Below are 19029 nucleotides of genomic sequence, written 5' to 3'. Positions count from 1 at the left end.
GTGGCGCCGGGGAAGTGCGCCTGCACCGCCTCCATGAGATGACTGCCGAGCTGATCGCCGGATGCTTCTCCGGCGACGATGCCGATGCGCAGGGGCTTCCCGCCGTCGCCCACGGAACCTAGCGGATGATCGCGCGGCTCGACTGATCGAGAAAATCGACCAGGAGCTTGAGATCGGCGCATTGGGCAAGCTGCGACGCGATGTCACGGCGGGCTTCCTGCAGCGACAGCCCGGAACGATACAGACTCTTGTAGGCGCGCTTGATCTGCGCGATGGTCTCGCCGCTGAAGCCACGCCGCTTCAGGCCTTCGGAGTTGATGCCGTACGGCTTGGCGGTATTGCCGGCGGCGGTCACGAAGGGTGGGATGTCCTGCAGGACGACCGTCCCCACTCCCGTGATGGCGTGGGCACCGATGTGAACATACTGGTGCACGCCCGTGAACCCGCCAAGGACCACGTAATCACCGACGTGCACGTGACCCGCCAGCTGCGAATTGTTGGCGAAGACGGTATGGCTGCCGACCTGGCAGTCGTGCGCGAGATGCACGTAGGCCATGATCCAGTTGTCGTCGCCGATGCGAGTAACGCCTGCGTCCTGCACGGTGCCCCGATTGAACGTGCAGAACTCGCGGATGGTGTTGCCGTCACCGATCTCGAGTGCGGTCTGCTCACCACGATACTTCTTGTCCTGCGGAACCTCGCCAAGGGAAACGAAGTGGAAGATGCGATTGTTGCGACCGATGCGGGTCGGTCCCTGGATGACGGCATGCGCTCCGATCGACGTACCGGCACCGATCTCCACCGCATCGCCGATCACGGCGTACGGCCCGACCTCCACGTCGGGCGCGAGCTGCGCGCCTGAGTGAATGATGGCGGTCGGATGGATCATTTGAGGGAGCGCACGGTACACATGAGCTCGGCCTCGGCAACCAGCGTTTCGCCGACCTTTGCTCTCGCCGCGAATTTCCAGATGCCCCGCATGAAGCGCACGAGCTCCACATTGAGGACGAGCTGGTCGCCCGGCATGACGGGTGCGCGAAAGCGTGCGCGATCGATGCCGACGAAGTAGTAGGCATAGCTGTCGTCTGCCAGGGTATCGCTGCTCTTGAACTGGAGGATGGCAGCCGCCTGCGCCAGCGACTCGATGATGAGCACCCCCGGCATCACCGGATGATGCGGGAAATGCCCCTGGAAGAAGGGCTCGTTGATGGTGACGTTCTTGAGCCCGACGATGTTCTTGCCTGGTTCCAGCGACACGACCCGATCGACCAGCAGAAAGGGGTAGCGGTGCGGGAGATAACGCAGGACTTCTGTGATTTCCATCTGGTTCATGGGAGTCGCCCTTCCAGTTCTTGCAGACGCTTCTCGAGCGTCTTGATTTTCTCCGCCAGAGAGTCCATGTGGCGGAGGTGCGCTGCGTTCCTGATCCATGATCGATGCTCCTGGAACGGGTATATCGAGGTGTAGATGCCCGGCTCGTGAATGGATTTCATGATTGCGGTGGCGGCCGAAACCGTCACACCGTCGCAGATCTCGATATGTCCCTGGATCATCGCTGCGCCCGCGATGCGGCAACTGCGCCCGATACGTGTGCTGCCGGCAATTCCAGCACAGGCAGCGATCGCGGTGTGGGCGCCGATCCGGCAGTTGTGGCCGATCTGTACCTGGTTGTCGATCTTAACTCCCTCTTCGATCACCGTGTCGTCCAGCGTACCGCGATCGATGGTGGTGTTGGCGCCGATTTCGACATCGTCGCCCAAGATCACCCGCCCGACCTGAGGAATCTTGATCCAGCGCCCCTCGTCGGGAGCGAGCCCGAAGCCGTCGGCTCCGATCACCGCCCCGCTGTGCAACCCTACCCGGTCGCCGAGTATGCAACCGTGATAGATGACCGCGTTCGGGTGGAGATGACAGTCTTCCCCAATTCGGACCGCCACGCCGACCCTGACACCGGACTCGATTACGGACCGCGCACCGATGTGCGCCCCGGCGCCGACCCAGGCGCCCGCCGCCACGGTCGCAGACGGATCGACTTCCGCACCTTGCTCGACGACTGCGCCGACATGGATACCGGCTGCGTGCGCTGGAGCAGGATGCAGGACGGCGCTCACGCGGGCGAAATAGGCATAGGGATTCGCACATACGATGCGCGGTCGGGACGTCGCATCGCGCAGCTGCGGACCGACGATCAACGCACCTGCTGCTGTCGTATCGAGTCGCTTCGCCTGCTTCGGCGAACTTACGAACGCGAGATCACCCTCGCCTGCCCTCTCCAGCGGTACGATGCGCGCGACTTCAGTCTCGGGCGCGCCGAGCAACTCGCCGCCGAAGCGTGCAACGATCTCCCGGAGCTTCACGACCGATGCCCCTCCGTTGTACTCGCTGCGTGACGGGACGCAGTCTTCCTGCTTCACCGCGTCACTTGTCAGCCAGCGCCTTCAGCACCTTGTCGGTAATGTCGACGCGCTTGCTCACGTACACTGCATCCTGCAGGATAAGGTCGTACTTCTCCTGTTCCGCGATGGCGTTGATCACCTTGTTCACGCGTTCCAGCACGGCCGACCATTCCTCGTTACGGCGCAGATTGTAGTCCTCGCGCAACTCGCGTTGCATGCGTTGCAGGTCGCGGTTGACGCGGTTGAGCTCCTGCTCCTTGGCGCGGCGATCGGATTCGGGCAGCGTCACGCCTTCCTTTTCGAGCTGACTCTGCAGGTCGCGCGCCTGCTTCGCAACCTTCTGCAGTTCCTGCTCACGCGAAGCGAACTCCTTTTCGAGCTTCTTCTGCGCCTTGATCATGGGAGCCGACTCCTGCAGGATGCGGTCGGTGCGAACGATGCCGATGCGCAGTTCCTCAGCGTACGCGTTTCCCAGACCAAGCAGGGAAGCCGCTGCGACCAGCGCCACGAGCCTCCGCCTCATAGTGCCTCCTGTTCCGACTCCCACATAGATAGCTCCCGACGGCGCTCAGAACTGAGTGCCAAAGGTGAACTGGAAGATTTCCGTCTTGTCCGTCGGTTGCGGGTTGAGTGCCTTGGCGATGTAGACCTTGAGCGGGCCAAAGGGCGAATACCAGTTGACGCCGAGGCCGGTCGCATAACGCATCTCGTTGTACAGATCCCAGGAATTCGACACCGTGCCCGCGTCGGCGAAGGCGATCATGCGGATCGACTTGTCGTTGCCCATGCCCGGCAGCGGAAAGAGCAGTTCGAGGTTGAGCACGAACTTCTTCTCGCCGCCCAGTGCGTCGCCATTGATGTCCTTCGGACCAATCGTCCCCGTGCGGTAACCGCGCACCGAGCTCACGCCGCCGACGAAGAAGTTCTTGAAGAATGGCAAGGTCTTGTCGTCGTATCCACCGCCAACCCCAAGCTCGGCGTTGACGAAACCCACCCAGCGCTCGGTGAACGGATAGTAGTACTGCTGCTGGAGCGAAACCTTGTAATAGGTGAGATCCGCCGGCGGGATCCCAAGCTCCCCGGTCGCGCGCGTGAGCCCCCCGCTGGTTGGCCAGATGACGCTGTCGCGTCGATCACGCGTCCAACCGGTGGTCAAGTTGAGCGATGTGGTGTCGGCCCCGAACTCGTTCACGAATTGCCGGAATCGCAGTGGACTGTTGTCGAAGAGCCCGATCTGGATGTACTCGAAGCCCAGGCCAAAGGTCAGAAAATCGGTCTCGGCAAGGGGAAAACCGAAGCGCACGCCGGCGCCGGTCGTGGTATTGATGTACGGCGCCACACCGCTCAGGTTGGACGTGTTCGTCTTCCGCCGGTAGACGTCGAAACCCGCGCTCACGCCATCCTGGGTGAAATACGGATTGGTGAAGGACAGGGCCGCAATCGAGTTCACCTTGCCGCCGTTCACCTGCAGGGACAGCGCATTGCCGGAACCGAAGATGTTGTTCTGCGAGACGGAAGCCGACAGGATGAGCTTGTCGGCGCTGGAGAAACCGGCCCCGAAAAGCACGTTCCCGGTCGGCCGCTCCACCACCGTCATGTTGACGTCCACCTGGTCGGTGGTGCCCTGCACCGCCGGCGTCTCGACGTTCACCTCGCTGAAGTAGCCGAGCTTGTCGACACGCTGCTTGGAGCGCTGGATCTTGCGCGAGTCGTACCAGCCTGCTTCCATCTGCCGCATCTCGCGGCGAATGACCTCGTCACGCGTACGCGTGTTGCCGGCAACGTTGATGCGACGAATGTAGACGCGCCGACCCGGGTCGACGAACAGCGTGAAGCTGACCGTGTCGGCTTCCTTGTTCACCTCGGGCGCCGCATTGACGTTCGCAAAGGCGTAACCATCGTTGCCCAGCCGGTCACTGATCGCCTTGGTCGACTCGGTGAGCTTCTCGCGCGAGAAGATCTCCCCTGGCTTGAGCTTGATGAGCGGCTGCAGCTCCGACTCGGGCACGATCAGATCGCCAGCGAGCTTGATGTCCGACACGCGGAACTGCGGCCCCTCGGAGATGTTGATCGTGATGTAGATGTCCTTCTTGTCGGGGGTGATCGAGACCTGCGTCGATTCGATGTCGAACTCGAGGTAGCCGCGATTGAGATAGAAGGAGCGCAGCGTCTCGAGGTCTCCGGCGAGCTTCTGCTTCGAATACTGATCGTTCTTGGTGAACCAGGTGAGCCATCCTGGCGTGGTCAGGTTGAGTTGACTCAGAAGCTCCTTCTCGGGGAAGGCCTTGTTGCCGACGATGTTGATGTTGCGGATCTTGGCGACGTCACCTTCGTTGATGTTGAAGGTGATTGACACGCGGTTGCGGTCGAGCGGCGTGACGGTGGTCGTGATCTTCACGCCGTACTTGCCCTTGCTGATGTACTGGCGCTTGAGCTCCTGCTCCGCGCGTTCGAGCAGCGCGCGATCGTAGATGCGCGATTCCGAAAGGCCGATCTGCTTCAGCCCCTTCTTCAGCGCCTCCTTGTCGAACTCCTTGTTGCCCGAGATCTCGATCTGCGCGATGGCCGGCCTTTCCTCGACCATCACGATGAGGACATCGCCCTCCACTTCCAGCCGGACGTCCTTGAAAAACCCGGTGGCATACAGGGAGCGGATGGCAGCGGCGGCGGTTTCTTCGGTCATCGTCTCGCCGACCTTGACCGGAAGATAGCTGAACACGGTGCCCGCCTCGGTCCGCTGAATTCCCTCGACACGAATGTCCCGCACGACGAAGGGTTCGAAGGAGAAGGCGCGGGATGCGTAGAGCGAGAACAGCAGAGCGGCGAGGAGGCGTTGCTTCATCCCGAATCAGCCGCCCAGGAGGCGGGTTATGTCGTTATAGATGGCGAAAGCCATCAGCGTGAACAACAGGGCGATGCCAACGTGCTGCCCCATTTCCAGCGCTCGTTCCGAAACGGGCCTGCCCTTGATAATTTCGGCGATATAATACATCAAGTGACCCCCGTCCAATAACGGGATCGGCAGCAGATTCAACACGCCGAGGCTGACGCTCACCAGCGCGAGAAAGCTCAAGTACGGCACCCAGCCCATCTGCGCGGATTGCCCTGCATAGTCGGCGATGGTGAGCGGCCCGCTCAGATTCTTGAGCGACACATCGCCGAGGATCATCTTCCCCATCATCTGCAGGCTGAAGACGGACATCTCCCAGGTGCGCGCGACGGCCCGGGTAAAACCTTCGAAAAAGCCGTAGCGGACTTCGGTTCGCAGGTCCTCCATGGTCTTGGGATCGACGAGGGGAGCAAAGCCGACGCGGCCTATGCGCCGGCCGTTTTCGGTGACTGCATCGGGCACCACCTTGACGACGTCCTCGACACCGTTCGGGCGACGCACTTCGATCTCGAGCGTCTCGTCGGGTGCTTCGCTCACCGCGCGTACGACCTCTTCCCAATGCCGGATCGCAATACCGTCGATGGCGATGATCTCATCGCCTGGCTTGAACCCGGCGCGCTCTGCGGGCCGACCTGACAGCACCTGCCCGATCTTCGGCGGCAGCTGGGGCTGGAATCGCGTCAGACCCACCGTGTCGATGAACTCACCATCGAGGTCCTCCGGCCCGAGCCCGGACAGATCCAGTGAACGCACGGCGACGTAACCGTCCGCCCCGACCGCTTCGATCTTGACCGTGGTGCGCTCGACCCCGGCCTTGAGCAGCGCCCAGCGCGCGTCCTGCCATGTCTGCATCGGCACCCCATCGATGCGCGAAAGCGTCTCTCCCCGCTCGAAGCCCGCGGCTGCCGCAGGCGAATTCGGGAGCGGTGAACCGATCACCGGTTTCATGCCCGGAACACCGCTCAGGAAGAGTCCCCAGTACAGAAGAATCGCGAGCAGGAAATTCGCAATCGGGCCCGCGGCGACGATCACGAACCGACGATGGACCGGTTGCCGGTTGAAGGCGCGGTGCATCTCGGCCGGTGCGACGGGCCCCTCGCGCTCGTCCAGCATCTTCACATAGCCGCCGAAGGGAAAGCCGCCGAGCGCCCACTCCGTCTGGTCGGGGCCATGCCGGCGCGACGCGACGGGCCGCCCGAAACCGACCGAAAAGCGCAGCACCTTCACGTCGAAGAAGCGCGCTGCCAGATAGTGACCGTACTCGTGAAAGACGATGAGCAGCCCGAGGGCGACAAGAAACGCGACGATCGTGATCATCAGATTCACGGTTCACCTCCAATCGGGATGGGCAGTAGGCGTGAGCGGGTCACGCAGCAGCCCGCAACAGGGCCGACGCCGCATCCCGGGCGTGGCAGTCGGCGGCGAGCACGTCCTCGATCGACGCGGCGGGCGTGCTCGCAACCCGCTGCATCACGGTTTCGATGATGTGCGGAATCTCGACGAAGCGCAGCCGGTTGTCGAGAAACGCCGCCACTGCGATCTCATTGGCCGCGTTGAGGATCGCCGGGGCGGTACCGCCCGCGCGCAGCGCATCGTATGCAAGCCGCAGGCACGGGAAGCGCGCCGGATCCGGCGCTTCGAAGGTAAGCGCGCCGACTTCGACCAGGTCGAGCGCCGCAACACCGGCGTCGATACGATCGGGGAAGGCCAGCGCGTGTGCAATCGGTGTGCGCATGTCCGGGTTGCCGAGCTGCGCGAGGACCGACCCATCGACGTATTCGACCATGGAGTGGATCACACTCTGCGGATGCACGACGACCTTGATGCGCTCGGGCGGCGCGTCGAAGAGCCAGTGCGCTTCGATGACCTCGAGCCCCTTGTTCATCAGCGTCGCCGAATCGACCGAGATCTTGCGCCCCATGTTCCAGTTCGGATGGGCACAAGCCTGCGCCGGGGTGACGCCCGCGAGCAGTTCGGGCGAGGCGTCGCGGAACGGCCCGCCGGAGGCGGTCAGTACGATGCGACGCACGCCCACCTCGTCCAGATTGCCGCGGAAATGCCGCGGCAGCGCCTGGAAGATGGCGTTGTGCTCGCTGTCGATCGGCAACAGCACGGCGCGGTTGCGGCGCACCGCATCGATGAAGAGCGGCCCGGCCATGACCAGCGCTTCCTTGTTGGCGAGCAGAACCTTCTTGCCGGCTTCTGCCGCCGCCAGCCCCGCCCGGAGGCCCGCCGCCCCGACGATGGCGGCCATCACTACGTCCACCTCGGGCAGCCGTACGATCTCCTCCAGCGCCGCGGTGCCCGACAGCACCTCGGTATCGCTCCCTGCGCTGCGCAAACGCTCGCGCAAGCTGGCGGCCGCGCGAGCGTCGACGGCCACGGCATAGCGAGGCTGAAAGCGTACGCACTGCTCGAAGAGGCGGTCGGATTGCGTATTCGCGGACAGCGCCAGCACGCGGAAACGGTCCGGATGCCGCCCAACCACGTCGAGCGTGCTGGCGCCGATGCTGCCGGTCGATCCGAGGATGGTGAGGGATTGAACTGCAGCCATCGGTTTCTATCGATCGAGGAGGATCCAAAGGGCCGCAAACGGAACCGCGGCTGCCAGGGCGTCGATCCGGTCGAGGACGCCGCCATGCCCCGGCAGGAGCGTGCCGCTGTCCTTGACGCCTGCCTGCCGCTTGATCCAGGACTCGAAAAGGTCGCCCAGTATGCCGAGAATCGTCATGCCCACAGCCAACGGGTAGAGGCCATCGATACGCACGCTGGGGAGTCCGGCCATCGCCGCCCGCTCCAGAATCGAGGCGTACAGTAACACGCCCACCAGTGCTCCGCCTACGCCCTCCCAGGTCTTGCCGGGGCTGATCGAGGGCGCGAGCTTGTGGCGCCCGAAACGTCGTCCGGCGAAGTACGCCGCGGTATCTGCAACCCAGACCACCGCCAGCAGGCAGAGCAGTAGTAGGGGATCGCGATGCAGGACGACGGCGCCGTACCAGCCTGGCACCAGCACCAGCCAGCCCACGACCGCAAGCGTCGCGGGTGACGTTGGATGCCATCCCCGGTACAGCCAGAGCGGGACGATCATCCCCCAGAAGGCCACCGTCAGGGCCAGCAATCCGACGGAGATGGCGTCCGTGCCGACGGCGGGCCCGGTGAAAAGCAGGCCCAGGCTGCTGCCGACCACCGCGCCGGCGAACGCCATGTGGCCCGGTCTGGAAAGCCTCGCCAGAGAAGCCCACTCCCACGCCCCCAGCGCAAGCGGGATCAGCAACAGCAATCCCCAGGCGGATGTGGAAAGGTAGAAATCAGCGGCGACAAAGAGCGCGAGCAGCGCCGCCGCGGTGGCGATGCGCTGCTTCAGCATGCTGCGTGAGCCTGCTGCGAAGAAACCGCGACTACCCGAGCTTGGCGACCGTGAGCGGAACCTCGACGGCGGTTTGCAACTGCTCGCTGGTGCGCCCGAAACGGCGCTCACGGGTTCCATACGACTCGATCGCACGCGCGAGCGCATTGCGGTCGAAGTCGGGCCACAGGGTGTCGGTGAAGTACAGCTCGCTGTAAGCCAACTGCCAGACGAGGAAGTTGCTGATCCGCTTCTCGCCCCCGGTGCGTATGAAAAGATCCGGCTCGGGAGCGTAGCTCATCGAGAGATAGGCGGTGAGGTCAGCCTCGCTGAAACTGCCATCGGCGAGTTCCGGCCGCGCTGCGAGCATGCGCCGCGTGGCCTGAAGGATGTCCCAGCGGCCGCCGTAATTCGCTGCAACGGTGAGCGTCAAGCGCTCGTTGGCCGCGGTAAGCTGCTCTGCCGCTGCAATGAGCTGGCGCAACCGCGGTTCGAAGGGCGTGAGATCGCCGATCACGCGAAAGCGGATGCCGTTTTCGTGCAACCTTTCCACTTCGCTTTCGAGCGTCCGCACGAAGAGTTGCATCAGGACCGACACCTCTTTCTCCGGCCGACGCCAGTTCTCGCTGCTGAACGCGAACAGGGTGAGGTATTGCACGCCGAACTCGACGCAGCCCTTGACGGTTGCGCGCACCGATTCCACACCCCGCTTGTGACCCGCCACTCTGGGGAGGAAGCGATTCTTCGCCCAACGCCCGTTGCCGTCCATGATGACGGCAATGTGACGCGGTACCGCGCCGACCTGGGGAATGGAAAGGGTAGAACTGATATGCCTGTTCACGCTCACACCGCCATCAGATCGGACTCCTTTACCTGCAAAGTCTTGTCGACCTCGGCGATAAAGCGGTCTGTCAGTTTCTGGATGTCTTCCTGGGCGCGGCGCTCGTCGTCCTCGGAAATGCTCTTGCTCTTCAAGAGATCCTTCAGATGCGCGATCGCGTCGCGCCGCACATTGCGCACGGCCACGCGTGCATTCTCGGCCTCGTGGCGAACGACCTTGATCAGATCGCGCCGACGCTCCTCGGTGAGCGCCGGCATCGGCACGCGCACCAGTTCACCCACCGTCGCCGGGTTGAGCCCGAGATCGGAATCGCGGATCGCCTTCTCGATCGCCGAGGCCATCTTCTTCTCCCACGGCGCGACACCGATCGTGCGGGCATCGACCAGGGTGACGTTGGCAACCTGGTTGATAGGCGTGGGGGTTCCGTAATAGTCGACGGTGATGTGATCGAGCAGCCCGGTGTGCGCACGTCCGGTGCGCACCTTGGCGAGATCGGCCTTGAGTGTTTCCAGCGTGCGGCTCATCTTGTGCTCAGCATTCTTCTTGACGTCGGCGATCATCGAGTCGGGCCTCGCAGGGGGCGGCTCAGCAGTGCACCATCGTGCCCTCGTCGAGCCCGAGGATGACGCGCTTGAATGCAGCCGGCTTGAAGATGTTGAACACGTTGATCGGCAGACGCTGATCACGGCACAACGTCAGGGCGGTGGCATCCATCACCTTCAGGTTGCGGACGATGGCCTCGTCGAAGGTGAGCCGCTGATAGAGCTTTGCCTCCGGATTGCGCTTGGGGTCGTCGGTATAGACGCCATCGACCTTGGTGGCCTTGATCACGAGTTCGGCGTTCATTTCCATGCCGCGCAACGCCGCAGCGGTATCCGTCGTGAAGAAGGGGTTGCCGGTTCCGGCGGCAAAGATCACGACCTTTCCTTCCTCGAGATAGCGCATGGCCTTGCCGCGAATGTACGGTTCCGCCACCTGCTCGATGGTGAGTGCGGACTGGACACGGCTCGCGAGCCCGATCCGGCGCATCGCATCCTGCAGTGCAAGCGCATTCATCACCGTCGCCAGCATGCCGATGTAGTCTGCTGTCGCCCGGTCCATCCCCGCTGCGGCCGGGGCAACCCCGCGGAAGATGTTACCGCCCCCGATCACCACTGCAACTTCGACGCCCATGCGCACGACATCGGCCACTTCCGACACGATGCGCTCGAGGGTTTCCCGGTTGATGCCGTAGCGATCGTCCCCCATCAGCGCTTCGCCGCTCAGCTTGAGCAGCACGCGGCGATAAGCCGGGGCTTCAGCGGCAGCGGGTGCGAGGTGACTCATCTTTCGTCGGCACGCGGGGCGAGACGCTATTTCATCGCCGCGGCGGCCATAACTTCCTGCGCGAAGTCTGCCGACTTCTTCTCGATGCCCTCACCCACCACGAACAGCGCGAAGCGGTTGACGCGTGCACGCTTGGACGCGAGGAGTTTTTCGACGGTGAGGTCGGGATCCTTCACGAATGGTTGCCCCAACAGGGTGACTTCGGCGAGATACTTGACGATCCGGCCTTCCACCATCTTCTCGACGATGTTCGCCGGTTTGCCGCTTTCGGCTGCCTGCGCCGTGTAGATCTCGCGTTCCTTCGCGAGCACGTCGACCGGGATCTCGTCTTTCGCGACGGACAGCGGCTTGCTGGCGGCGATGTGCATTGCAATATCCTTGCCCAACTGCTCGTCGCCACCCGTGTAATCCACCAGCACACCGATGCGGGTGCCGTGCAGGTAAAAGGCGAGCGTGTCGTTCGTGGCAAAGCGGGCGAAGCGTCGCACGCTGATGTTCTCGCCGATCTTCTGCACCAGCGCCTGGCGTGCCGCTTCGACGCTCACCCCGTCGAGTTCCAGGCTGGACAGCGCAGCGACGTCCGCTGGATTCCGCTCGCCGACCAGGCGCGCGAGCTTGCGCGAGAAATCGGCAAAGTCCTCGTTGCGCGATACGAAATCCGTTTCGCAGTTGACTTCCAGCAGCGCGCCGACCTTCCCGTCCTGTGCGATCCACGCGCTGACCACGCCCTCGGCGGCGGTGCGTCCGGCTGCCTTGCTCGCCTTTGCGCCGCTCTTGATCCTGAGCAGATCGGCCGCCGCCTTCATGTCGCCGCCGGTTTCCGCCAGGGCTTTCTTGCATTCCATCATGCCGAGGCCGGTCGCCTCGCGCAGTTCCTTCACCATCGATGCGGTGATTTCCGCCATTACCCGATCTCCGTTGCGGCGAGCGTCGTGCCCGCACGCGTGCTGTTCGACGACACCCGACAAACGCTACTGCGGCGCGGGAACACCCTCGTCGCCGCCTTCCTCCAGCTCGACGAACTCGTCGCTCACGATTTCGCGGATGATCTGGCTGCGCCCTTCCAGGATCGCGTCCGCCACGCCGCGGGCATACAGCCGGATGGCGCCGCTCGAATCATCATTGCCGGGAATGACGTAATTGACACCCTCGATCGAATTGTTCGTGTCGACGACGCCGATCACCGGGATACCGAGTTTCTTCGCTTCCTGCACCGCGCCCTTCTGGTAGCCGACATCGATGATGAAGACGGCATCGGGCAGACCGTCCATGTCCTTGATCCCGCCCATGCTCTTCAGCAGCTTGTCGAGTTCGCGCTGGAAGAAAAGCGCTTCCTTCTTCGACATGCGCTCGACCGAGCCATCGGCGATGGTGGCTTCCATCTCGCGCAGGCGCTTGATGGACTGCTTCACCGTCTTGAAATTGGTGAGCATGCCACCGAGCCAGCGCTGATCGACATAGGGCGAACCGCAGCGGCTCGCCTCCTCGCGCACGATCTCGCGCGCCTGGCGCTTGGTGCCGACGAAAAGAATGGTTCCCTTGTTGGAGGCGAGCTGGCGCACGTACTTGAGCGCGTCCAGGTACATCGCCAGCGACGACTCGAGATTGATGATGTGGATCCGGTTGCGCTGGCCGAAGATGAAAGGGGCCATCTTCGGATTCCAATAGCGGGTTTGATGTCCAAAATGGACCCCCGCCTCCAACATCTGGCGCATGGTGACTGACACGTTCGATGACTCCGTCTGCTAAGGGTTGATCCGCCACCTGCACGGCCGGCCGATGATGGCATCCGCCAGCCACCCCGCGTGGGCGGGGCACCCTTGACTCGCCCCTGACGACAGGGACGCCTGACTCGGGCAGGTGTGAGTAGTCGCCGACAAGAGACCAGGATCCCATGGCCGGCGCCGCAAAAATAACCGCAGAGTATACGCGACGTGGTTGGCGCGGCTCAAGGGTCGGGACGTGCGCATGGAATGCGGGATGGCGCCGTGATCGGCACTACTGCCGCAGCAGTCCGGTAGAATGAGGCGGTCCACGTCGCTTGCGAATCCTTCTCACTCTGACAATGTCCGTCACCATCAAGAACCCGGCAGAGATCGACAAGATGCGCGTCGCCGGCCGGCTGGCCGCGGAGGTTCTGGATTTCATCGCACCCTATGTCAAGCCGGGCGTCACCACCGGAGAGCTCGATGACCTCTGCCATCACTACATGGTCGATGTCCAGCAGGCCGTCCCCGCGCCGTTGAACTATGCGCCGCCGGGATACGAGCCGTTTCCGCGCTCGATCTGCACCTCGGTGAACCACGTCGTGTGTCACGGCATCCCCGGCGACAGGCGACTGCGGGTGGGCGACGTCGTCAATCTCGACATCACGGTGATCAAGGACGGTTACCACGGTGATACGAGCCGCATGTTCTACGTCGGCGAGCCGTCCATCCAGGCGCGGCGGCTATCGGAGATCACCTTCGAATGCATGTGGAAGGGCATTGCGGCGGTGCGCCCCGGCGCGCACCTCGGCGACGTCGGCCACGTCATCCAGGCCCATGCCGAAGCGCACGGTTTCAGCATCGTGCGGGAATTCTGCGGACACGGCATCGGTGCCCGCTTCCACGAGGAACCGCAGGTGCTGCACTACGGCCGCCCCGGTACCGGGCTGCGGCTGCAGGCGGGGATGACCTTTACGGTGGAGCCGATGGTCAACGCCGGGCGCGCGGCGATTCGCCAGCTGGCGGACGGCTGGACCGTCGTCACCAAGGACCACAGTCTTTCGGCACAGTGGGAGCACACCATCCTCGTGACCGAGACCGGCTTCGAGGTGCTGACCTGGTCGGAGGGATCGGCCCCCGCCCCTGTCTTCGTCGGAACCTAAGCGCCGTGGAGATCGCGCCGCCCGCCGCCGTCAAGCCGTCGCCTTCGGTGCCGCTGTGGAAGCAGGTACTGAAAGAGGGACGGGAGGGGCTGCGCAAGGGGTTCATGCTCGGCTCGCCCGTGTCGTTCGTGCTGGCCCAGCATCGGCAACTGGTCGACAGCCTGCTCAAGACCATCTGGCGCAGCCTCGACCTGCCGGCAGACATGGCACTGGTGGCCGTCGGCGGCTACGGGCGCGGCGAGCTCTTTCCGTATTCCGACATCGACGTGCTGATCCTGCTGCCGCCCGGCGGCGGCGGCCGCTATCAGCGCCACATCGAGGAACTCGTCGGCATTCTGTGGGATATCGGGCTCGACATCGGGCACAGCGTGCGCACCGTCGAGGAGTGCATCGAGCTTGCGGCGCAGGACGTCACCATCCAGACCAACCTGCTCGAGGCACGGCGGCTGGCAGGCAGCCGCAAGCAGTACGCCTGCCTGCAGATCACTCTCAACCGGGACCTGGATGCGAAGAGCTTCTTCCTCGCCAAGCAATTCGAACAACGCCAGCGCTACAACCGTTCCAACGACACCGCCTATAACCTGGAGCCGAATCTCAAGGAGTGCCCCGGCGGATTGCGCGATCTGCAGAACATTCTCTGGATCAGCCGGGCGGCGCACCTCGGGCGCTCCTGGGACGATCTCGCGGCCGAACAGCTCATCACCCGCGACGAAGCACGCGAGATCAAGCGGCACGAGCTTTTCCTGCGCAGCCTGCGCGTGCGCCTGCACTACCTCGCCGGTCGGCGCGAAGACCGCCTGCTGTTCGACTACCAGAATCTGCTGGCGAAGGAACTGGGCTATCGCGAGAGCGTGGCGCGCCGCGCGAGCGAGCAGCTCATGCAGCGCTTCTATCGCACCGCCAACGATGTCCGCGATCTCAACAACATCCTGCTCCTGAACCTGCGCGCGCGCATCCTGCCGCCGCCGGAGGCGGCACCCCAGCCGCTGAACGAGCGCTTCGAGGCGCGCCATGAACTGCTCGAAGGGTGCACCGACGACCTCTTCGAGCGCGAACCCACGGCCATCCTCGAAATTTTCCTGATTCTGCAGCAGCACCTCGAGCTGAAGGGGATCGGCCCGGCAACGCTGCGGGCGCTGCGCCGCGCCTGCCGCCTGATCGGCAGCGCCTTCCGCCGCGACCCGCGCAATCACGCGCTGTTCCTCGCCATACTGCGCGAGCCCCACTCGGTGATGCGCGTGCTGCGCCTCATGAACCAGTGCGGCGTTCTGGCGCGCTACCTGCCCGAATTCGGGCGCATCGTCGGCCAGATGCAGCACGACCTCTTCCACGTCTACACCGTGGACGAGCACATCATGAAGGTGCTGCGCAACCTGCGCCGTTTCACGATCCGCGAGTTCACGCACGAGTATCCGCTGTGCAGCCGGCTGATCGCGGACTTCCGGGAGCCCGAGCTACTCTACATCGCGGCGCTCTTTCACGACATCGCGAAGGGACGCGGCGGCGACCACTCGCAACTCGGTGCGGTCGATGCCCAGCGCTTCTGCCGTCGGCACGGGCTGTCGCGCGACGCAACGGACCTCATCGTCTGGCTCGTCCACGATCACCTGGTGATGTCGTCGACGGCGCAGAAGTCGGATCTCTCCGATCCCACGGTGGTGAGCAGTTTCGCCGCCCGCGTACAGACGCCGCGGCGTCTCGTGGCGCTCTACCTCCTCACCGTTGCCGACATCCGCGGCACCAGCCCGAAGGTCTGGAACGGCTGGAAAGCGAAGCTGCTGGAGGATCTTTTCTGGGCGACGCAGCGCACACTGACCGGTGATGGCTCCGCCATCGACGTGACGCTCACGCGGCGCAAGGCCGAGTCGCGCACCAAGCTGCGGCTGTATGCGATCGGTGAAGGCGCAGAGGACGCGCTCTGGGACAAGCTCGACACGGCGTACTTCCTGCGCCACGAGACGCAGGAGATCGCGTGGCACACGCGCCAGCTCTTCTTTCGCCCGAACACGCGCCAGCCGGTGGTGAAAGCGCGCCTGTCGCCCGCCGGCGAGGGCATCCAGGTGATGATCTACACGCGCGACGAGAAGGATCTCTTCGCGCAGATCTGCAGCTTCTTCGAGCGCATGAACTACAACATCGTCGAGGCGAAGATCTACACGACGCGCCACGGTTACGCCCTCGACAGCTTCCAGGTGATGGACGTGTTCAACCGGACTGCCCACTACCGCGACGTCTTGAGCATCATCGAGCACGATCTCGCCGAGCGGCTGATGCACAAGGCCCCGCTCGAGCCGCCGACCACCGGCCGCCTGTCGCGTCACCTCAAGCATTTCCCGATCACGCCGGCGGTCGGGCTGTATCCGGACGAACGCGGCGCCTTCCACGTGCTGTCCATCGTCGCCGGCGACCGTCCCGGCCTGCTCTCGCGCATCTCCCGCATCCTTGCCGATTACGGGGTGGTCGTGCACACGGCGAAGATCAACACGCTCGGCGAGCGCGCCGAAGACACGTTCCTCGTGACCGGGCCGGCGCTGCGCGAGGCGCGAACGACCCTGCGGCTGGAATCCGACCTGCTCGCGGCGCTCGAGTCCTAGGTTCCTTACTCGTCGGCGACCGGCAGGTCGGGGAACAGTACCTCGCTGAAGCCGAAGTTCCTCAGGTCGCGTATGCGCATCGGATAGAGGATGCCGTGCAGGTGGTCGACCTCGTGCTGCACGACGCGCGCGTGGAAGCCCGAAACCGTGCGATCGATGGGCGTGCCGTTCTCGTCGAAACCCCGATAGCGCAGTTCGACGTGGCGAGGCACGAGACCGCGCATGCCCGGCACCGAGAGGCACCCCTCCCAGCCGTCTTCCATTTCCTGCTGGATCGGCAGAAGCTCCGGGTTGACGAGCACCGTGTACGGCACCTCTTCGGCTTGCGGATAGCGCGGGTTGCGCTTGACGCCGAAGATCACCACCTGCAGGCCGACGCCGATCTGCGGTGCGGCGAGCCCTGCCCCGTCGAGCGCCTCCATGGTGTCGTGCATGTCCTGCAGCAGCGCGGCCAGGGCCGGCGTGCCGAATTCCCGAACGGGCTCCGCCGGCACCAGAAGGCGCGGATCCCCCATCTTGAGCACGGGCCTAATCGCCATCGACGTCCACCAGATGGTCGAGGATGCGCTTGACCTTTCCCACGGCAGCTTGCAGCGTGCCCTGAAGCTCTTCCAGCCGAATGCCGTCGCGGCTGTCCCCGCGTCCTGCCGCGTAATTCGCAACCACGCCGATCGCCGCGTAGGGCAGCCCGATCTCGCGCGCCAGCGCCGCTTCCGGCATGCCCGTCATGCCGACCATGTCGACGCCGTCGCGTTCGAGACGGTCGATCTCCGCCGCCGTCTCCAGCCGCGGACCCTGCGTGGCGCCGTAAACCCCACCCAGCGTGAGCGGCACGGAGGCGAGTTCGGCCGCGCGCAGGCAGCGCTCCTGCAGCGAGCGCGTGTAGGGAAACGTGAAATCGATGTGCGTGACCGGCTGCTCCGAGGTCTCGAAGAACGTGCTCTTGCGGCTGTGGGTGTAGTCGACGATCTGATCCGGGAGCACCAGACTGCCCGGTTTCAGGTCGGCGCGGATTCCTCCCACCGATGCGATGGCGACCACGCTGCGCACCGGCAGCGAGTGCAGCGCCCAGATGTTGGCGCGATAGTTGACGAGATGCGGCGGGATGGTGTGTCCGTAGCCGTGGCGCGCCAGGAAAACCACTTCGCGACCGCTGATGCGACCGAAGGTGAGCGCGCCCGAGGGGTCGCCGTAAGGCGTGCGGATCACGCGGCGGCCGGTCTCTTCCAGGTTGGCGAGGTGTGCCACGCCGGAGCCGCCGATGATCGCGAGCATGGTCGTGCCTTCAGGCAGCGGGAAGCGCGTAGATGGCCGGGAGGTTGCGCCAGACGCCGTGCACATCCATGCCGAAGCCGAAGACGTAGCGATCGGGCACGCGCACGCCGACGAAGTCCGCGCGGATCGGCTTCGGCCGGCCGATGTCCTTGTCCGCGAAAACCGCCGCGTAGAAAGCCCGGGCGCCGCCTTCGAGCAGGCGGCTGCGCACCGCGGCGAGCGTCTCGCCTTCGTCGAGAATATCGTCCACCACCAGCACCACGCGGCCTGCCACGCTTTCCTTCGGCCCCACCTGCCAGCTGATCTCCCCGCCGCGCGTGCCACGCCCATAGCGGGTGACATGGATGTAGTCGAAGTCGAGCGGAAAGTGCAAACGCGGCAGCAGATGCCCCGTGAACACCACCGCGCCACCCATCACCGAAAGCACCAGCGGGCGGCTCGCGGCAAGCCGCTCGGTGATCTCCTCGGCCACACGCTGGACCGCGTCGGTAACGGCGGACGCCGAGCAGATCTCATCTGCCGTTTCGAGAATCTTCCAGGCGTCCGCCACAGCGGTCGCGTCCACGGGTGCAGGCATCGCGTTTGCCGTTTGAAGTCTCCTGTCGTTGTTCAGTCGAGCCGTGAGGACACCGACTTGAGGTACTCGCGCAGGCCCTCCTTCACCTCCGGGTGGTGCAGGCCATACTGGATCGTCGCCTGCAGATACCCGAGCTTCGAGCCGCAATCGTAACGCGTTCCCTTGAATGCGTACGCGAGAATCGGTTCTTCATTGAGCAGCGCCGCGATGGCGTCGGTGAGCTGGATCTCGCCGCCGGCGCCCGGGGTGATGGTGCGCAGGTGATGGAAGATCTGCGGGGTGAGCACGTAGCGTCCGACCACGGCGAGGTTGCTCGGCGCTAGCTCAGGCTTGGGTTTCTCGACGATCCCCTCGATCTCGTGCAGGCCCTCGCCGATCGGGGTGCTGCGGACGATGCCGTAGCTCGAGGTTTCCTCGCGCGGCACGGTCTGCACCCCGACGATCGAGCAATGGCGATATTCGAAGATCTCGACCATCTGCTGGATCGCGGTGGGCTTGGCGTCGATCAGGTCGTCCGCCAGGATCACGGCAAACGGGTTGTTGCCGATCACGTTGGCCGCGCACAGCACGGCGTGGCCGAGGCCGAGCGTGTCGGCCTGCCGGATGTAGACGCAGTTGACGTGCTTCGGAATGATGCCGCGCACGAGCTCCAGCAGGGCCGTCTTGCCGCGGGCTTCGAGTTCCGCCTCCATCTCGTAGGCCTTGTCGAAGTGATCCTCGATCGCGCGCTTGCCACGACCGGTGATGAAGATCATCTCCGTGATTCCCGCCGACATGGCCTCTTCCACCGCGTGCTGGATCAGAGGCTTGTCGACGATCGGCAGCATCTCCTTGGGGCTTGCCTTGGTGGCCGGCAGAAAGCGCGAGCCCATGCCCGCGACCGGAAAGACTGCCTTTGATACGAGCTTCATGTGC

The 19029-nt window shown here is 64.3% G+C and carries 19 protein-coding genes; 2 read left to right on the top strand and 17 right to left on the bottom strand.

Translation table 11 applies throughout. The features are described from left to right. Positions 1–118: 118 nt before the first annotated feature. The 13 genes from lpxA to rpsB all read right to left on the bottom strand — a co-directional run bounded on the left by lpxA (position 119) and on the right by rpsB (position 12526). The gene (gene lpxA, locus JNK68_10340) at positions 119–889 is read right to left on the bottom strand and encodes an acyl-ACP--UDP-N-acetylglucosamine O-acyltransferase (GenBank protein MBL8540756.1); all 771 of its coding nucleotides are present in this window, start codon (positions 887–889) and stop codon (positions 119–121) included. Beyond that, the gene (fabZ, locus tag JNK68_10335; protein ID MBL8540755.1) at positions 886–1323 is read right to left on the bottom strand and encodes a 3-hydroxyacyl-ACP dehydratase FabZ; all 438 of its coding nucleotides are present in this window, start codon (positions 1321–1323) and stop codon (positions 886–888) included. The genes lpxA and fabZ overlap by 4 nt, the downstream gene beginning before the upstream one ends. Before the next feature lie 5 nt (positions 1324–1328). Then, on the bottom strand, positions 1329–2357 hold the full coding sequence (lpxD, locus tag JNK68_10330; GenBank protein ID MBL8540754.1) for a UDP-3-O-(3-hydroxymyristoyl)glucosamine N-acyltransferase: 1029 nt from the start codon (positions 2355–2357) through the stop codon (positions 1329–1331). A 61-nt stretch (positions 2358–2418) separates the two neighbouring features. Further along, positions 2419–2919, bottom strand: coding sequence for an OmpH family outer membrane protein (locus JNK68_10325; GenBank protein ID MBL8540753.1), 501 nt, complete (start codon positions 2917–2919; stop codon positions 2419–2421). A gap of 45 nt (positions 2920–2964) precedes the next feature. Continuing rightward, positions 2965–5238 carry an outer membrane protein assembly factor BamA gene (bamA, locus tag JNK68_10320; GenBank protein ID MBL8540752.1) on the bottom strand — a complete coding sequence of 758 codons (2274 nt, stop codon included), beginning with the start codon at positions 5236–5238 and terminating at the stop codon, positions 2965–2967. A 6-nt stretch (positions 5239–5244) separates the two neighbouring features. Next, on the bottom strand, positions 5245–6612 hold the full coding sequence (gene rseP / locus JNK68_10315; GenBank protein MBL8540751.1) for an RIP metalloprotease RseP: 1368 nt from the start codon (positions 6610–6612) through the stop codon (positions 5245–5247). Between the two features lie 40 nt (positions 6613–6652). After that, positions 6653–7840: a 1-deoxy-D-xylulose-5-phosphate reductoisomerase gene (locus JNK68_10310; GenBank protein ID MBL8540750.1), complete on the bottom strand. Its 1188-nt coding sequence runs from the start codon at positions 7838–7840 to the stop codon at positions 6653–6655. 6 nt (positions 7841–7846) lie between these two features. Next, positions 7847–8653: a phosphatidate cytidylyltransferase gene (locus JNK68_10305; GenBank protein ID MBL8540749.1), complete on the bottom strand. Its 807-nt coding sequence runs from the start codon at positions 8651–8653 to the stop codon at positions 7847–7849. A 31-nt stretch (positions 8654–8684) separates the two neighbouring features. Next, positions 8685–9473: a di-trans,poly-cis-decaprenylcistransferase gene (uppS, locus tag JNK68_10300; GenBank protein MBL8540748.1), complete on the bottom strand. Its 789-nt coding sequence runs from the start codon at positions 9471–9473 to the stop codon at positions 8685–8687. Between the two features lie 2 nt (positions 9474–9475). Beyond that, positions 9476–10033 (bottom strand): ribosome recycling factor, encoded by a 558-nt coding sequence (gene frr, locus JNK68_10295; GenBank protein MBL8540747.1) that lies wholly within the window; start codon positions 10031–10033, stop codon positions 9476–9478. Positions 10034–10058: 25 nt separating this feature from the next. Then, positions 10059–10799 (bottom strand): UMP kinase, encoded by a 741-nt coding sequence (locus tag JNK68_10290; GenBank protein MBL8540746.1) that lies wholly within the window; start codon positions 10797–10799, stop codon positions 10059–10061. A 26-nt stretch (positions 10800–10825) separates the two neighbouring features. After that, positions 10826–11704, bottom strand: coding sequence for an elongation factor Ts (locus JNK68_10285; protein ID MBL8540745.1), 879 nt, complete (start codon positions 11702–11704; stop codon positions 10826–10828). A 66-nt stretch (positions 11705–11770) separates the two neighbouring features. Next, entirely contained in the window at positions 11771–12526 is a 756-nt protein-coding gene (gene rpsB / locus JNK68_10280; GenBank protein MBL8540744.1) for a 30S ribosomal protein S2, read from the bottom strand. 338 nt (positions 12527–12864) lie between these two features. Here rpsB and map point away from each other — a divergent pair, with 338 nt between their 5' ends. Both map and JNK68_10270 read left to right on the top strand, forming a co-directional pair. Next, positions 12865–13668, top strand: a complete 804-nt coding sequence (gene map / locus JNK68_10275; GenBank protein ID MBL8540743.1) for a type I methionyl aminopeptidase — start codon at positions 12865–12867, stop codon at positions 13666–13668. An 11-nt stretch (positions 13669–13679) separates the two neighbouring features. Beyond that, a complete protein-coding gene (locus JNK68_10270; GenBank protein ID MBL8540742.1) occupies positions 13680–16262 on the top strand; it encodes a [protein-PII] uridylyltransferase in 2583 nt (860 codons plus the stop codon). A gap of 5 nt (positions 16263–16267) precedes the next feature. Here JNK68_10270 and JNK68_10265 read toward each other — a convergent pair whose 3' ends face one another. From JNK68_10265 to galU, 4 genes are read right to left on the bottom strand one after another with little or no spacing between them, the layout of a single operon-like run. Then, positions 16268–16801, bottom strand: coding sequence for a peptide deformylase (locus JNK68_10265; protein MBL8540741.1), 534 nt, complete (start codon positions 16799–16801; stop codon positions 16268–16270). Beyond that, positions 16791–17537 (bottom strand): S-methyl-5'-thioinosine phosphorylase, encoded by a 747-nt coding sequence (locus JNK68_10260; GenBank protein ID MBL8540740.1) that lies wholly within the window; start codon positions 17535–17537, stop codon positions 16791–16793. The genes JNK68_10265 and JNK68_10260 overlap by 11 nt, the downstream gene beginning before the upstream one ends. Before the next feature lie 10 nt (positions 17538–17547). Further along, positions 17548–18114, bottom strand: a complete 567-nt coding sequence (locus JNK68_10255) for a hypoxanthine-guanine phosphoribosyltransferase (GenBank protein ID MBL8540739.1) — start codon at positions 18112–18114, stop codon at positions 17548–17550. 32 nt (positions 18115–18146) lie between these two features. After that, positions 18147–19025 (bottom strand): UTP--glucose-1-phosphate uridylyltransferase GalU, encoded by an 879-nt coding sequence (gene galU, locus JNK68_10250; protein MBL8540738.1) that lies wholly within the window; start codon positions 19023–19025, stop codon positions 18147–18149. Positions 19026–19029 lie beyond the last annotated feature (4 nt).

It is taken from the genome of Betaproteobacteria bacterium (assembly GCA_016791345.1).
GTDB lineage: Bacteria > Pseudomonadota > Gammaproteobacteria > Burkholderiales > JAEUMW01 > JAEUMW01.
This window is presented reverse-complemented; position numbering and strand designations above follow the sequence as displayed.

Bases quoted from the DNA above. Each gene is read 5' to 3' on its own strand.
- frr (MBL8540747.1), bottom strand. From the start codon at position 10,033: ATGATCGCCGACGTCAAGAAGAATGCTGAGCACAAGATGAGCCGCACG.
- JNK68_10325 (MBL8540753.1), bottom strand. From the start codon at position 2,919: ATGAGGCGGAGGCTCGTGGCGCTGGTCGCAGCGGCTTCCCTGCTTGGT.
- JNK68_10305 (MBL8540749.1), bottom strand. From the start codon at position 8,653: ATGCTGAAGCAGCGCATCGCCACCGCGGCGGCGCTGCTCGCGCTCTTT.
- bamA (MBL8540752.1), bottom strand. From the start codon at position 5,238: ATGAAGCAACGCCTCCTCGCCGCTCTGCTGTTCTCGCTCTACGCATCC.
- JNK68_10310 (MBL8540750.1), bottom strand. From the start codon at position 7,840: ATGGCTGCAGTTCAATCCCTCACCATCCTCGGATCGACCGGCAGCATC.
- JNK68_10290 (MBL8540746.1), bottom strand. From the start codon at position 10,799: ATGAGTCACCTCGCACCCGCTGCCGCTGAAGCCCCGGCTTATCGCCGC.
- JNK68_10260 (MBL8540740.1), bottom strand. From the start codon at position 17,537: ATGCTCGCGATCATCGGCGGCTCCGGCGTGGCACACCTCGCCAACCTG.
- JNK68_10265 (MBL8540741.1), bottom strand. From the start codon at position 16,801: ATGGCGATTAGGCCCGTGCTCAAGATGGGGGATCCGCGCCTTCTGGTG.
- JNK68_10255 (MBL8540739.1), bottom strand. From the start codon at position 18,114: ATGCCTGCACCCGTGGACGCGACCGCTGTGGCGGACGCCTGGAAGATT.
- JNK68_10285 (MBL8540745.1), bottom strand. From the start codon at position 11,704: ATGGCGGAAATCACCGCATCGATGGTGAAGGAACTGCGCGAGGCGACC.
- fabZ (MBL8540755.1), bottom strand. From the start codon at position 1,323: ATGGAAATCACAGAAGTCCTGCGTTATCTCCCGCACCGCTACCCCTTT.
- galU (MBL8540738.1), bottom strand. From the start codon at position 19,025: ATGAAGCTCGTATCAAAGGCAGTCTTTCCGGTCGCGGGCATGGGCTCG.
- map (MBL8540743.1), top strand. From the start codon at position 12,865: ATGTCCGTCACCATCAAGAACCCGGCAGAGATCGACAAGATGCGCGTC.
- lpxA (MBL8540756.1), bottom strand. From the start codon at position 889: ATGATCCATCCGACCGCCATCATTCACTCAGGCGCGCAGCTCGCGCCC.